The organism is uncultured Eudoraea sp., from assembly GCF_947260015.1.
Taxonomy (GTDB): Bacteria; Bacteroidota; Bacteroidia; order Flavobacteriales; family Flavobacteriaceae; genus Eudoraea.
The window spans coordinates 158,840-172,427 of record NZ_CAMYOM010000005.1 but is presented as its reverse complement, the minus strand read 5'-3'; the positions used below and the strand labels follow the sequence as shown (position 1 = coordinate 172,427).

14 protein-coding genes and 1 tRNA gene are annotated in these 13,588 nt (G+C 38.2%); 10 read left to right on the top strand and 5 right to left on the bottom strand.

Annotation, left to right across the window (positions count from 1 at the left end; all coding sequences use genetic code 11):
* Positions 1 to 10 precede the first annotated feature (10 nt).
* From Q0X66_RS04575 to Q0X66_RS04535, 9 genes are all read left to right on the top strand, one after another.
* Positions 11 to 1,228: an acyl-CoA dehydrogenase family protein gene (locus tag Q0X66_RS04575; RefSeq protein ID WP_297703656.1), complete on the top strand. Its 1,218-nt coding sequence runs from the start codon at positions 11 to 13 to the stop codon at positions 1,226 to 1,228.
* Between the two features lie 2 nt (positions 1,229 to 1,230).
* Positions 1,231 to 2,301, top strand: a complete 1,071-nt coding sequence (locus Q0X66_RS04570; protein WP_297703654.1) for a phosphotransferase family protein — start codon at positions 1,231 to 1,233, stop codon at positions 2,299 to 2,301.
* 70 nt (positions 2,302 to 2,371) lie between these two features.
* On the top strand, positions 2,372 to 3,130 hold the full coding sequence (locus Q0X66_RS04565) for an SDR family NAD(P)-dependent oxidoreductase (RefSeq protein ID WP_297703652.1): 759 nt from the start codon (positions 2,372 to 2,374) through the stop codon (positions 3,128 to 3,130).
* Between the two features lie 46 nt (positions 3,131 to 3,176).
* The gene (locus tag Q0X66_RS04560) at positions 3,177 to 3,950 is read left to right on the top strand and encodes an enoyl-CoA hydratase/isomerase family protein (RefSeq protein ID WP_297703650.1); all 774 of its coding nucleotides are present in this window, start codon (positions 3,177 to 3,179) and stop codon (positions 3,948 to 3,950) included.
* A 7-nt stretch (positions 3,951 to 3,957) separates the two neighbouring features.
* Positions 3,958 to 4,986, top strand: a complete 1,029-nt coding sequence (locus tag Q0X66_RS04555; protein ID WP_297703648.1) for an NADP-dependent oxidoreductase — start codon at positions 3,958 to 3,960, stop codon at positions 4,984 to 4,986.
* Positions 4,967 to 5,941 carry an NADPH:quinone oxidoreductase family protein gene (locus Q0X66_RS04550; RefSeq protein WP_297703646.1) on the top strand — a complete coding sequence of 325 codons (975 nt, stop codon included), beginning with the start codon at positions 4,967 to 4,969 and terminating at the stop codon, positions 5,939 to 5,941. Before Q0X66_RS04555 ends, Q0X66_RS04550 begins: the two co-directional genes overlap by 20 nt.
* Before the next feature lie 108 nt (positions 5,942 to 6,049).
* Positions 6,050 to 6,787 carry an SDR family NAD(P)-dependent oxidoreductase gene (gene fabG / locus Q0X66_RS04545; protein ID WP_297703644.1) on the top strand — a complete coding sequence of 246 codons (738 nt, stop codon included), beginning with the start codon at positions 6,050 to 6,052 and terminating at the stop codon, positions 6,785 to 6,787.
* Between the two features lie 5 nt (positions 6,788 to 6,792).
* Positions 6,793 to 7,257, top strand: a complete 465-nt coding sequence (locus Q0X66_RS04540; protein WP_297703642.1) for a MaoC family dehydratase — start codon at positions 6,793 to 6,795, stop codon at positions 7,255 to 7,257.
* Between the two features lie 90 nt (positions 7,258 to 7,347).
* Entirely contained in the window at positions 7,348 to 9,165 is a 1,818-nt protein-coding gene (locus Q0X66_RS04535; protein WP_297703640.1) for a long-chain fatty acid--CoA ligase, read from the top strand.
* Positions 9,166 to 9,202: 37 nt separating this feature from the next.
* On the opposite strand, the gene Q0X66_RS04530 is transcribed toward Q0X66_RS04535, so the two are convergent.
* Positions 9,203 to 9,496: a hypothetical protein gene (locus tag Q0X66_RS04530; RefSeq protein ID WP_297703638.1), complete on the bottom strand. Its 294-nt coding sequence runs from the start codon at positions 9,494 to 9,496 to the stop codon at positions 9,203 to 9,205.
* Between the two features lie 632 nt (positions 9,497 to 10,128).
* A tRNA-Arg gene (locus tag Q0X66_RS04525) sits at positions 10,129 to 10,202 on the bottom strand.
* 77 nt (positions 10,203 to 10,279) lie between these two features.
* Between Q0X66_RS04525 and Q0X66_RS04520 the strand changes: the two genes are divergently transcribed.
* Entirely contained in the window at positions 10,280 to 10,792 is a 513-nt protein-coding gene (locus Q0X66_RS04520; protein WP_297703636.1) for an adenine phosphoribosyltransferase, read from the top strand.
* Here the strand turns inward: Q0X66_RS04520 and Q0X66_RS04515 are convergent.
* The 3 genes from Q0X66_RS04515 to Q0X66_RS04505 all read right to left on the bottom strand — a co-directional run bounded on the left by Q0X66_RS04515 (position 10,789) and on the right by Q0X66_RS04505 (position 13,507).
* A complete protein-coding gene (locus tag Q0X66_RS04515) occupies positions 10,789 to 10,941 on the bottom strand; it encodes an SsrA-binding protein (protein WP_297703634.1) in 153 nt (50 codons plus the stop codon). The two genes, Q0X66_RS04520 and Q0X66_RS04515, sit on opposite strands and share 4 nt — an antisense overlap.
* Before the next feature lie 529 nt (positions 10,942 to 11,470).
* Positions 11,471 to 13,147 (bottom strand): M56 family metallopeptidase, encoded by a 1,677-nt coding sequence (locus Q0X66_RS04510; RefSeq protein ID WP_297703632.1) that lies wholly within the window; start codon positions 13,145 to 13,147, stop codon positions 11,471 to 11,473.
* Complete coding sequence (locus Q0X66_RS04505) at positions 13,148 to 13,507, bottom strand: BlaI/MecI/CopY family transcriptional regulator (RefSeq protein ID WP_297703631.1); 360 nt, start codon at positions 13,505 to 13,507, stop codon at positions 13,148 to 13,150.
* Positions 13,508 to 13,588 lie beyond the last annotated feature (81 nt).

Genomic DNA, 13,588 nt, shown 5'->3' with positions numbered 1-13,588 from the left:
AATTAATACTATGAATTTTGAATACAGCGAAAAATCCATTGCCTTCCAGGAAAAACTTAAGCTATTTATAGCTAAGCATTTAATACCTGTACAGGAGGAAGTGGAAACTTTCCATAGAGACCCAGCCAATATTTGGAAAAAATGGCCGGGCCTTGAGGCATTGAAAGAAAAAGCCAAAACTGAAGGACTTTGGAATTTGTTTTTACCCGTGGGTTATGGAGCCTTAAGTCCTGGATTAACCAATCTGGAATATGCCCCATTGGCTGAGATCATGGGAAGGATATTATGGTCATCAGAAGTATTTAATTGCAGTCCCCCCGATACGGGTAATATGGAGGTCTTGGCGAAATACGGCTCTTCTGAACAGAAGGAAACTTGGTTGCAGCCTTTAATGCGCGGTGAAATCAGATCTTCATTTTTAATGACCGAGCCCGATGTGGCTTCTTCAGACGCCACGAATATCGAGACGTCTATTGTAGCCGACGGCGATGATTATGTTGTTACAGGTAAAAAGTGGTGGTCTTCAGGAGCCATGGACCCAAATTGCAGTATCACCATAGTAATGGGTAAGACCAGTTTTGATGCGCCCCGCCATCTGCAACACAGCATGATTTTGATTCCAATGGATACTCCTGGTTTAGAGATTATAAGATCATTAAGTGTTTTTGGTTACCATGATTCTCCGGAGGGACACGCAGAAATTGTGTTGGATAAAGTACGTGTGCCAAAAAGCAATCTTATTCTAGGTGAAGGCAGAGGATTTGAGATAGCCCAGGGTCGTTTGGGTCCGGGAAGAATACACCATTGTATGCGATTAATAGGGATGGCACAACGTTCTCTGGAGTTAATGTCCCAAAGGGCCTCTGAACGCAGTCCGTTTGGCAGAACTTTAGATACCTATAGCAGCATTCGTCAGGAAATTGCGCATTCTCGTTGTGAGATAGAACAAACACGTCTGCTAGTACTTTCTGCTGCGGATAAAATGGATAGGGTTGGAAACAAGGAAGCAAAAGACCTGATTGCCATGATTAAGATTGTAGCACCAAATATGGCCTTAAAAGTTATTGATAGGGCTATCCAGATAATGGGAGGTATGGGCGTTTGTGGAGATACCCCATTAGCACACTTTTATGCCTCTGCCAGAACCTTGAGGCTGGCTGATGGCCCGGATGAGGTTCATTTAAGTCAATTAGGGAAAAACACGGTAAAAAAATACACACAAATCTGAAAATGCCGGAAAGGGAACTAACAAAAACTGTTCGAAAAGGAGAAGAGCTTAATGTGCGGAACTTGAAAAAGTTCCTGTTGCATTATGATTTGATCAATGATGAAAAAAACGAATTAATCATCAGGCAGTTTTATAATGGATATTCCAATCTTACTTATCTGTTAAAAATAGAAGATAAGGAATACGTGTTGCGTCGTCCGCCCTTTGCGGCACCTAAACGGGGCCATAATATGGGTAGGGAATTTAAGGTGCTAAACAATCTTCATAAAGTATTCGACAAAACCCCGGAACCTTATGCGTTTTCAGAAGATGCGGAGATATTAGGAGCCCCTTTTTATATAATGAATAAAGTAGACGGAATAATTTTAACCGCCAATGAGGCCAGAGATCGTGAGGTTACTCCTAATGAATTTAAAACCATAGCGGATGCATGGTTGGATGCCTATGTGGAACTGCATGATGTAGACTATAAGGCAGCCGGACTTGAATCGTTGGGAAATCCGGAAGGCTATGTTGAGCGACAAGTCAAAAACTGGGGCAAACAGTACCTTGCTGCGGCAACAGAAGAAGTTCCTTCCGCCAATAAGGTCATGTCATGGATGGAAAAGAATCAGCCTAAAAACTATCATTACAGCCTTATCCATAATGACTATAAGTACGATAATGTCGTATTTGCTGATGATCAATGGAAAAAAATAGCCGCCATACTGGATTGGGAAATGTGCACTTTAGGTGATCCTTTGATGGATTTGGGCACTTCCCTTGGGTATTGGACCACAGCTTCAGATGCTGATTTTTTAAAGCAGGGACTTCCATCTCCAACAACTATGGCAGGCAATCCTACGCGAACAGAAATCGTGCAGCAATATGCGCTCAAAAGTGGCAGGGATATAAATAATCTTACCTTCTATTTTGCATATGGTCTTTTTAAAATTGCGGTAATTGCCCAACAGATATATTATAGATTTAAGCATGGACATACAACAGACCCTCGTTTTGCGAACCTGAATAAAGTTTCTGCCTTATGTTGTAATACAGCATGGAACGCCATTCAGAAGGATAGTATTGACTGACAACATTTGTCTTTTAAAATTTAAAAATATGCGATAAAAGATCAAGGGCGTTTGATTAAATAAAAGCGATATGCAATTAGAAAACAAAGTTGTGATCATTACAGGGGCAGGAAGTGGAATAGGAGCCGCATCCGCTGCTTTGTTGGCTAAACACAAGGCATTGGTCATCGTGTCTGATGTTAATTCTGAAAAGGCCCAAAATGTTGCTGATCAAATTAAAATATCCGGAGGCGAAGCATTTGCATTCAAGGCAGATGTATCTAAGTTTGAAGAAGTAGAATTATTAATAGCTCAAACGGTTAAGAATCATGGTAAGTTAGACGTCATGATAAATAATGCAGGTATAGGTGGTGAAAATCAAAGTAAGACTGCTGACCATACACTGGAAGATTGGGACAATGTTATTGCTGTGAATCAGACTGGTGTATTCTATTGTATGAAAGTGGCTTTGCAGCAAATGATGAAACAAGGCGATGGAAATATTATAAATATCGCTTCATTAGCCGGCTTAAAACCCTCAGGATACAACCTTTCCTATAGTGCCAGTAAATTTGCGGTTGTAGGTATGACCAAATCAGCCGCACTGGAATATGGGCGTAAGAATATTAGAATAAATGCGGTATGTCCGGGGTATACTCATTCCGCACTTTTAGACAAATTACTTGCAAGCAGACCTGATATGGGAGAAACGCTTAAAAAACTCATTCCTATGGACAGGTTCGGCGAGGCAGGTGAAATTGCCGAAGCTGTAGCATGGCTTGCATCTGATAATTCGAAATATATTACTGGTCAAACCATAACACTGGACGGTGGAACATCTTTATTATAAAATAATTTAAAAAATCAATGCTGAACAAAATAAAAATTTTACCCGGATGAATACATTAAAGATTATTAAGAAAGAGGGTTATACCATTGTTCAGATGAACCGTGGTAAGGTAAATGCCATTAATTATGATATGGTTCAGGAGCTTAGGCAAGTGTTCCGGGATATTGAAAATGACAGTGCAGTAAAAGGAGCAATACTTACAGGGCAGCCACACTATTTCTCGGCAGGATTGGATTTAATAGAATTATTTCATTATGACAAAAAGCAGATCGAAGATTTTTTTAATGTTTTTGGTGCACTTTTCATAGAACTAATGCAGATCACCAAACCTGTTATATCGGCAATTACCGGTCATTCCCCGGCGGGGGGCTGCGTTCTTGCAGTGGCAAGTGATAACCGAATTATGGCAGATGGAGAACAATATATTATTGGACTGAATGAGGTTGCTGTAAATATTCAAATTTCTCAGAACCTTGTAGAAACCTATGCCTTTTGGATAGGTCAGGGTTTGGCTAGCAGATATATTATGGAAGGGAAGCTGCTTAATGGAAAAGAAGCCTTGTCTGCCGGATTAGTAGATGAATTGGTTCCTTTAGAGAAAGTATTGCCAAAAGCCGAATCTAAGATGCAACACTATTTACAGGCAGATCAGGAAATACTTCTTAATACAAAAAATAAACTTCGCAAAAATTTACTCAGCAAACTTGATTTGAATGCCGAAAATTCGCTGAAAGAAGCTGCAACCCTATGGTGGAAACCTGAAATTCGAACCAAAATGGAAGCATACGTAAAGAGTTTCTCAAATAAAAAGAAAGGATAAAACAGAAATGAAAAATATGAATAAACAACTAAAATTTGTAAAGAGACCCTTAGGTGAGGCAGATGCTTCAACCTGGTCATTAGAGACTAACCCTATTCCCGAATTGCAGGATGGAGAAATTCTGGTGAAACAACATTATGTTTCCCTGGACCCGGCTATGCGGGGCTGGATGAATGATTCCAAATCCTATATAGAGCCAATGGCTATTGGCTCAGTTATGCGCGCGGGCGCTGTTGGTGAGGTTGTGGCAATTAATAAAAATCCCAATTTCAAAGTAGGGGATTATGTAGCCGGATTTGGGGGTGTACAACAATATGCAATTTCAGATGGTAAGGATTTGCGTATTATAGACCCGAAACTAGCTCCTCTACCAACTTATTTAAGCACCTTGGGCATGACAGGGATGACAGCCTATTTTGGTATTCTTGAAGTAGGTAAAATAAAAGAAGGAGATATTGTGGTAGTGTCAGGAGCAGCAGGAGCAGTAGGGAGTATTGTGGGTCAAATAGCAAAAATTAAAGGATGCCGGGTTGTCGGCATTGCCGGGGGTAAGGAGAAATGTAAATATATTGTAGAGGAGTTGGGTTTTGACGCTGCTATTGATTATAAGAACGAGAATGTTGTAACCAGGATGAAGGAAGAATGTCCAAAAGGCCTGGATGTTTATTTTGACAACGTAGGTGGCGAAATTCTTGATATTGCCCTGAGTAAACTGAGAATGCATGCCCGAATAGTGATATGTGGAGCAATATCGCAATACAACAACAAAACGGCCATAAAAGGCCCCAGTAATTACCTTTCACTCCTGGTAAACCGAGCCACAATGCAGGGAATGGTGGTATTTGATTATGCAAAAAGGTATGGCGAAGCTGCAAGGGCCATGGGTGCCTGGCTGGCAGAGGGAAAATTGAAAGGCAAAGAAGATATATATGAGGGAATTGAGAATTTTCCGCAAACCTATAAAAGGTTGTTTACAGGTGAAAAACTAGGCAAACTGGTGCTAAAAGTAGTAGAAGATGAAGGCCATACGATGTAAAGAATTCGGACCACCTTCTTCTCTGGTTTTAGAAGAAATGCCTGGTTTAAAACCCAAAGCAAAAGAGGTAGTGGTGCAAGTAAAAGCCTGTGGAATAAATTTCCCTGACACATTAATTATCCAGGGTTTATACCAGTTTAAACCAGAGCTTCCTTTCACACCGGGCAGCGATATTGCCGGGGTCGTAAAGGAGATTGGCGATGAGGTAAAACACCTGGCAGTGGGTGATGAGGTCTTCGGATTTGTCTTGAACGGAGGTTTTGCAGAGGAAGTAGTAGTGCCATCCAATACGTGTTTCCTGAAATCAAAAAAAATGAATTTCCCAATTGCAGCGTCATTTATGGTGGCATATGGGACCTCTTATCATGCGCTTAAAGACCGGGCAAAGCTGGCAAAGGGCGAAACATTGCTCGTGCTTGGCGCTTCGGGTGGAGTTGGTTTGGCAGCCGTGGAATTAGGTAAATTAATGGGCGCAAAAGTAATTGCGGCAGCGTCTACAGAAGAAAAATTGCAATTATGCAGAGAATATGGCGCTGATCAAACCATTAACTATTCCGAGCAAGATCTGAAGTCTGAAATAAAAAGATTGACTGATAATAAAGGGGTAGATGTTATATACGATCCTGTTGGTGGCGAATATTCTGAGGCGGCATTTAGGGGGATTGCATGGGAGGGGAGATATCTGGTAGTAGGATTTGCTTCCGGTACTATACCTAAAATGCCTTTAAATCTGCCTTTGCTTAAGACTGCTTCTATAGTTGGGGTATTTTGGGGCGATTTTGCTATGAGAAATCCAAAGGAGAATATGGAGAATACCAGGACTTTAATGAAATGGTATGATGAGGGCAGGTTAAGACCCCATATCCATAAGACTTATGAATTGAAGGAAGTCTCCAGGGCATTGGACGAAATTATAAACAGAAAGGTCAGAGGTAAATTGGTAATAGAAGTTTAAGTTTATCCCATTTCGAGATATTTTGCTTTAAATTAAAGTTCTGCTTAGTTTAAAGGATAAAATTCCGCATATACGGATAAAAACTACATAATTAATGAACTATAAGAAATGAGACTAAAAGACAAAATAGCCATAGTTACAGGAGGTGCCCGTGGAATTGGCCAGGCCATATCCGAACTCTTTGCAAAAGAAGGAGCGACAGTAATTATTATGGACCTGCTGCCGCAAGGACAGAAGGTAGCTGATAGCATAAATGAGACCGGGGGAAAAGCAGAGTATAATCAGGTTTCTGTAACCGATAAACCTGCAGTAGAAAAACTTTTCAAAAATGTAAATGAAAAATATGGTAAAATAGATATTCTTATTAATAATGCGGGAATTACGAGAGACAGAACGCTCGAAAAAATGAGCGAGGAAGAATGGGACTCGGTTATAGAGGTTAATCTGAAAGGGGTATTTATCTGTACCCAGGCTGTTGTACCTTATATGAAGGCCAATACGTATGGAAGGATTGTAAGTGCCGCTTCAAATGTTGGTTTAAGGGGTAATTTTGGACAGACAAATTATGCCGCTACCAAAGCAGGTGTTATTGCCATGGCAAAAACCTGGACGATGGAATTTGGCAAGTATGGCATAACGGCCAATGCCATAGCACCCGGTTTCACCATGACGGATATGGTAGACAAGATACCGGAAGAACATTTTGCTAAAATCAAAGATAGTATTCCCCTGCGTACTGTAGCTCAACCCATAGATATTGCCTATGGCTACCTATACCTGGCATCGGATGAAGCCCGTTTTGTTTCGGGTATATGCCTTACAATAGATGGTGGAACTTCAAGATAATTAATATGGCCAATTTAGAATTAGAGAATTTTGCTGACTTTCGGGCAATTGAAGGTCAAACTTTACCGGCCGGCGATTGGCTAACGGTAACCCAGGAAATGATTAATGACTTTGCCAAAGCCACCATGGATTTCCAATGGATACATGTAGATGTTGAAAAAGCAGAAAAATACTCACCTTTTAAAAAGCCGGTGGCACACGGTTTTATGTCACTTGCACTTTTAGCTAAACTTTTAAAAGATGTTTTGTTAGTTAAATCTGCCAAAATGGGTATAAATTATGGGTTGAATAAAGTACGATTTCCAAGCCCTGTTTTAGTAGATAGTCAGCTCAGGTTAATCTGTACTATTCAAAAAATTGAAAATTACGGGGAGAAGGGTCTGAAAATTACTAGTAATTGTGTGGTGGAGATTGAGGGATATGATAAACCAGCATGTGTGGCTGAATTTATTAGTTTGATGTTTGAGTAAGTTTCATAATTTATGTGAACAACATTGATCATTCAAATAATTACTAATTTTATAAATAAACCAATGCCAAACCAAAAAATATAGTGTCCTATGACCAGACTTTTTGACCTTCTTTACAATCAACTAAACACCAACCCTCTTGAAGCTTCCTTAAGTGGCCGGGATGTTGAAAGTAATTGGAATTCCTATAGCACAGAAGATGTAAAAAATTATGCAGAACAAGCTGCGTCAGGTTTAGTGAAACTTGGATTAAAGCCCGGGGATAAAGTGGCAATGGTAATCTATAAAAACAGGCCCGAATGGGTAATTATGGATTTTGCTCTGCAGATGGCCGGACTTATAAGTATTCCATTATACCCAACAATAAGTATTTCAGAGTTTGAATATATCCTGAATGAAGTAGAAGTAAAGGCTGCCTTTTGTGGCGGACTCGATCTTTATGATAAACTGTCGTCTACCCGAAAAAATGTTGCAAGTTTAAAGAGTATTTACACTTTTGATAATGTCAAGGGGAGACCATTTTGGGAAGAAATACTGTACAAGGAAGGACTAAAAGAAGTTGAAGAAATTAAGAAAAAAATTACCGGGGAAGATTTGGCTACTATTATATATACCTCGGGAACAACAGGTAATCCAAAAGGGGTTATGTTAACTCATAACAATATAATGCATGTTATTGTGGAGACCTCAAAATTTTTAGAAGTGGATACGGGTGAAAATGTACTGAGTTTTTTACCACTTTGTCATATTTATGAAAGAGCGGTTTCATTCGCATGGTTCCATGAAGGAACTTCAATTTATTTTTGTGGTACAGATAACCTGAGTGGACCGAATGGTGATTTGGCATCTGTAAAACCAGTAGTATTTACAACAGTGCCAAGACTGCTGGAAAAAGTATATGAAGCGATCTACAATAAGGGCCTGAACTTAAAAGGAGCAAAAAAGGCACTTTTCTTTTGGGCACTTCGCTTAACAGATAATTATGAGCTGGATCAAAATTTATCTCCCATTGATAAGATAAAATGGGGGATTGCAGATAAATTGATTTTTAGCAAATGGCGTGAGGCCCTGGGGGGGAATGTACGTCTGATTGTTACGGGTTCTGCCCCTTGCCCCATGAACATAATTCGCGTTTTTTGCGCGGCAGGAATCAACGTGCGCGAGGCCTACGGTTTAACCGAAACCTCCCCAACCTTAACCGTCAATAGCGTTAAACCGGGAGGGTCAGTAATAGGTACTGTAGGTTATGCAATAAACGGGGTAGAATTATATATAGATAAGTCGTCCGGAGAATATAATGAAGACGAAGGTGAAATACTTGCTATTGGGCCTAATGTTATGTCGGGCTATTATAAAAAACCTGAAATAAATGCTCAGGTGTTTAAAGATATAGATGGCAGAAAATGGTTTTGCACCGGGGATATTGGAAAATTGATCAAAGGCCCCAATGGAAAGGATTTTTTAAAAATAACAGACAGGAAGAAGGAGCTATTGAAAACTTCCGGAGGAAAGTACGTCGCACCTGCACCCATAGAAAATAGGATAAAGGAAAATTTTGTTATTGATCAGATCATGGTTATCGGGGATAAACAAAAATTTGTTTCTGCACTCATTGTGCCATCAGAGGATGGATTAAAGAATTGGTGCAGACATAAAAATATTAAGTGGACCAATTTGGAAGATATGGTAAAACAGGACAGGATTCTTGCAAAATATCAAAAAGTAATTGATAACTACAATCCCGAATTCAGTCATATAGAGCAAATAAAGAAATTCCGCATTGTCCCGGCTGTGTGGTTACCTATACACGAAGATGATTCTGTAGCCGAACTTACACCAACATTAAAGCTCAAAAGACGTGTGATAAGGGAGAAATACAAAAAGGAAATTCAGGAAATATATGCTTAATGCTGCTTCTTGTATTGCTTAAGAATTTAAGAGACCCTTATGGGTTTTGATTCTTTAGCGCGTTGAGGCTGTCCATTTCCTTTCTGAATCTTAGGATCACCAATGAATCTAATTGCTGTGAAATACTATCTTTCATTGCTGCCCAGTTGGCCGTATTCATTTTTGAATTATACTTTAGTATCTTGTTGAATTTTGCCACGTTAAACCGGTTGGCTTCCCAAGCTGCAGCTGTACTTTCCTCATGTTTTAAGTCTTGCAGGTATATTCCCACACCAAAGCCCAGGATAACAACAACTAAAACAATGGCTAAAATTTTGGTAGATTTTGGCATTTTTCAGGTATTAAGATCATGATATTAATGAGAACATCATGACGGATTTGGAGTAGAAAGGTAAAGCAAAGATACAAATTAGACTAACCTGACTGAAGTAGAGCCTACATTAAATTGGATGCTACCATGAATACCATAAAAATAACAAAAGCACTGCCAAGCGTCAGAACAAACGTGATAATTTTGGATTTTGTTTTCATATCCGTAAAATTAGATTTGTCTGCCCTAATTACAAAAGATATCCGTTCAAGTTTAATTTACTTGGACAAAATACTCTTAGATTCTTATTTGTCTAAATATGTGAATGCCTGGCTATCTTACTTGCCGACAATGGATGTTATTAATGAGACCTCGACAGGCGACTGAACGGTAGTCAAAGGTCTGGTAGACTCCTGATAGTTATCGGGATGACAGTGAAGGGCCACCTTGCTCTGCCATAGCGGCTACGCGAAGGCGTGGCTGGTGCGTTGGCATCCTGTCGCACAGGATTAAGTTCCGCCAATTGGCGGATCATGATCCTGATAAAGCTCCGCTTTGAAAACCACAAAAGGAATCCCTTCGCTTTATTTCAAAAAAGAAGCGAGCTCCTTTTTGAAACTCGCTTGTATTTCCAACTTTTTGTGGTTTATTCGTGACCTCGACAGGATTCAAACCTGTAATCTCTTGAGCCGTAATCAAGTGCATTATTCAGTTATGCTACGAGGCCAAATATATTATGTTCCCCAAAGGGCTGCAAATATATTTCTTTTTACATTTAAGGCAAAATTACTAGCTATCAATTAAATGGATTTTAAAAATTACATTAGAGATATTCACGATTTTCCTGAGAAAGGAGTGACCTTTAAGGATATTACCCCCCTTTTAAAAGATGCCACCGCATTGCAGGCAGCGGCAGATGCCATGTTAAAAATGATTGGCAATGTAAGGGTAGATAAGGTGGTTGGAATGGAAAGCAGAGGTTTTTTCTTTGCTCCAATACTTGCATCACGATTAAATGCCGGATTTGTTCCCGTACGAAAAGCCGGAAAATTGCCATCGGATAAGATTAGTAGAACCTATTCATTGGAGTATGGGAAAGACACTCTGGAAATGCATGCAGACAGTATTCAGCCCGGCGAAAGCGTAATTATACATGATGATGTTTTAGCTACAGGCGGGACTGCAAAAGCCACTTGCGAATTGGTGGAAGCATTAGGAGGCAAAGTAATACAATGTAATTTTTTACTGGAGTTGTTGAGCCTTAAAGGTGCTGCTAAATTAAATGGTTACCAGACTAAATCATTGGTTAGTTTTTAATCCAGGGCATTGGTAGTAATAAAGTAACGCCACCCAATAATGGCCATTTGATACTTGGAGGCTTTGGAAAGGTCTAATCTCTTTTTAGTAAAGGAAGGTAATATCAGTTTGTTAATCTTGGCAAGAAGCTTAAAGAGTCCTTTTTTCATGTATGGCTTTTTGCAAATATACTATCTTATACAGAATACAAATGAACGCATAGGGCTTTCATTTATATAAGTATATTCCTAAACTCTTATTAGGTAATTATTAGTATCAGGGATACCAATACGAATATAATTATCTTGGCAATAGTGATCATAACTTGTATTTTATAATGTTAAAAAAATCTTTTTGATTAATTAAAAATCGAAGATATGCGAATCCAACCTACCTCGACAAGTAAATCACCAATAATTAATGAGATTGAATACAGTATTGTAAGTAAAATGACGGTTTGAATTTTAAATTGATTGTAATGCCCTTGCTTAATGTTATAAATGGTAAGATAAATTAATCTAACAAGTTACAAATAGTAACATTTGTAGGGGGTATTTTGAACTTTTTTTGAAATGCAAGGGTTTTTTATTGATAAAAATCACCTTTTTTGGCTATTCCGTCATGAAATAAAAAAATACCGATCAGAAATGTGGCCGGTATTTTAAGTATATAAATATTAAATTTAGATGCTTTCTGGAATTAGTTCTCTTTTTTGGTTTTAATTACTATTACCCCATCTTTTGCTTTTTTTCCATACTTTTCAACCGCCTTATCACCTTTGTAAACATCTATGGTTGCAATCTTATTGGGGGATAAAGATTTAACATCTTCTTTACTGCCTTCTTTTCCGTCAATAATATAAAGTTGATCTTCATCTTCATCAGTATCAATAAAGAAAAATCCATTACCATTTTCACTAATTACTTCAATATCATCTTCATCATCTGTATCCTTAACTATAAATACCTTGGTATGTCCACCAGATGAGCTCTTTTTCTCTATCCGAACATGTTTACTATGCACCTTGTCTTCTTCCTCCATCTCTTCAAAGGCTTCGCGTGAAACTTCTTTGCCATTTACAATAATTATTTCCTTGCCATCATCTATTTTTATTTCAACAAGCTTATGTTCCTCATCATCGTTGTAAACCCAGGTGTTAACATCAGTTTCTTTATGTATAATCTTGTGTTTTGACTTATTATCACCCATAAAAAAGGAGTTGTTATCTTCGTCAAAAACAATAGTTATGGGATCAATGGGTTTTCCATCATTGTCGAATGAAGAGGAACCTCTTAATTTTTTGCCGTCCTTCTTCTTAGAGCGCATATCAATTTCGATATTTATAATCTCCTTCTTATCATTACGTACTGCCGTGTAAGAGAAATCTATTCCTTTGGCTGAAAGATCTTTTTTAAGTTCCTCCAGTTCTTCATTTGTGGTATCCTTATTTATTAGGATATCAATGGTTTTAAGACTTTCTGCAACCATAATAGCAGAACCCTGTGCTGTCTTCGGCACGTAGATCGTATGCGTGTTAAAACTTAAGAGAAAAATTGCTAAGGCAGGCAGGATTAGTGCCATTTTAAGTAAGTTTCTTTTGTGTGATTTTGATTTGTGTAACATGACCATTCGTTTTTTGATTAATGAACTGTAAAAATTATTTGTGATTGGTGTAAAAAATTGATTTCCGGATACTTTGAGTAAAGCGTATTTATATGCTTTGCCTGAGACAACACTTTGTATAGCCGTATCGTCTGCTAAAAACTCAAGATTTTGTTCAATATTTTTTTTGTATAGCCAACTAAAAGGGTTTGCCCACATAACAATGGTAACCAGATGGGCTATCAGTAAGTCCAGAGAATGCTGCTGGCAACTATGCGCACGTTCGTGTTTTAAAATTGCTTCAAGTTCCAGGGCCTCAAATTTGTCTGGGTTATAAAAAATATACCTGAAAAATGAAAAAGGGGCAATGTCCTTATCAGTTTCTATATAATTGTAACCATCCTTTTTAATGATTTTGTTTGAGTGAATCACTTTCCTTATGGCAAAGATTTGGAGAATAAACTTGAGTCCTAGTATAAGCATGCCTATACCGTATACTGTATAAATTAAATCCAACCAATTAATTAAGGGCTGACTTGTCTCAAAAGAGGAATTTACAGCTGAGGAATTAGGAGTAGTAAAAGGAGTCGCTGTAATTTCCACATAATTATTAATAACGATAAAAGGACAAACAAAGGCAGCAATTACCCCGATGAGTAAAAAATGGCGGTTAACCCGGAAAAAGGTTTCCTTTTTTAGAAATACCTGGTAGACTAAATAAAATAGAATAAGTATTCCCGAGGCTTTTAAAAGGTAAATCAATAATGCTTCCATCTAGTTTTCTTTTTCAATTAGTTTTATAATTTCCCTGAGTTCCTCAATGGATATTTTTTGCTCCTTTGCAAAAAAAGACACCATGCTTTTATAGGAATTGTCATAATAATCCACAAGAGTGTTAGAGATAAAGCGTTTTCTGTAATCTTCTTTTGTGACCAAAGGATAATAGCGATGGGTATTTCCAAATGCTTCATGCGAAACGTAATTTTTCTCCTCCAGCTTACGCACTATAGTTGATAAGGTATTATAATGGGGCTTGTCTCCCTTCAATTCGGCCCTGATTTCCTTTACAAATGCCTTTTCTAATCTCCAGAGGATTTTCATTATTTCCTCTTCCTTATTGGTGAGTCTCTGCATGATGCAATTAATTTTAATCAAACATATTACTATTAATTTAGTTAAGCAACTACTTTTGTAGTTATTTAACTATATTTTAAG

What these genes read in the sequence shown, in the direction of transcription:
- Q0X66_RS04575 (WP_297703656.1), top strand. Translation starts at nt 11, where the DNA reads ATGAATTTTGAATACAGCGAAAAATCCATTGCCTTCCAGGAAAAACTT.
- Q0X66_RS04570 (WP_297703654.1), top strand. Translation starts at nt 1,231, where the DNA reads ATGCCGGAAAGGGAACTAACAAAAACTGTTCGAAAAGGAGAAGAGCTT.
- Q0X66_RS04565 (WP_297703652.1), top strand. Translation starts at nt 2,372, where the DNA reads ATGCAATTAGAAAACAAAGTTGTGATCATTACAGGGGCAGGAAGTGGA.
- Q0X66_RS04560 (WP_297703650.1), top strand. Translation starts at nt 3,177, where the DNA reads ATGAATACATTAAAGATTATTAAGAAAGAGGGTTATACCATTGTTCAG.
- Q0X66_RS04555 (WP_297703648.1), top strand. Translation starts at nt 3,958, where the DNA reads ATGAAAAATATGAATAAACAACTAAAATTTGTAAAGAGACCCTTAGGT.
- Q0X66_RS04550 (WP_297703646.1), top strand. Translation starts at nt 4,967, where the DNA reads ATGAAGGCCATACGATGTAAAGAATTCGGACCACCTTCTTCTCTGGTT.
- fabG (WP_297703644.1), top strand. Translation starts at nt 6,050, where the DNA reads ATGAGACTAAAAGACAAAATAGCCATAGTTACAGGAGGTGCCCGTGGA.
- Q0X66_RS04540 (WP_297703642.1), top strand. Translation starts at nt 6,793, where the DNA reads ATGGCCAATTTAGAATTAGAGAATTTTGCTGACTTTCGGGCAATTGAA.
- Q0X66_RS04535 (WP_297703640.1), top strand. Translation starts at nt 7,348, where the DNA reads ATGACCAGACTTTTTGACCTTCTTTACAATCAACTAAACACCAACCCT.
- Q0X66_RS04530 (WP_297703638.1), bottom strand. Translation starts at nt 9,496, where the DNA reads ATGCCAAAATCTACCAAAATTTTAGCCATTGTTTTAGTTGTTGTTATC.
- Q0X66_RS04520 (WP_297703636.1), top strand. Translation starts at nt 10,280, where the DNA reads ATGGATTTTAAAAATTACATTAGAGATATTCACGATTTTCCTGAGAAA.
- Q0X66_RS04515 (WP_297703634.1), bottom strand. Translation starts at nt 10,941, where the DNA reads ATGAAAAAAGGACTCTTTAAGCTTCTTGCCAAGATTAACAAACTGATA.
- Q0X66_RS04510 (WP_297703632.1), bottom strand. Translation starts at nt 13,147, where the DNA reads ATGGAAGCATTATTGATTTACCTTTTAAAAGCCTCGGGAATACTTATT.
- Q0X66_RS04505 (WP_297703631.1), bottom strand. Translation starts at nt 13,507, where the DNA reads ATGCAGAGACTCACCAATAAGGAAGAGGAAATAATGAAAATCCTCTGG.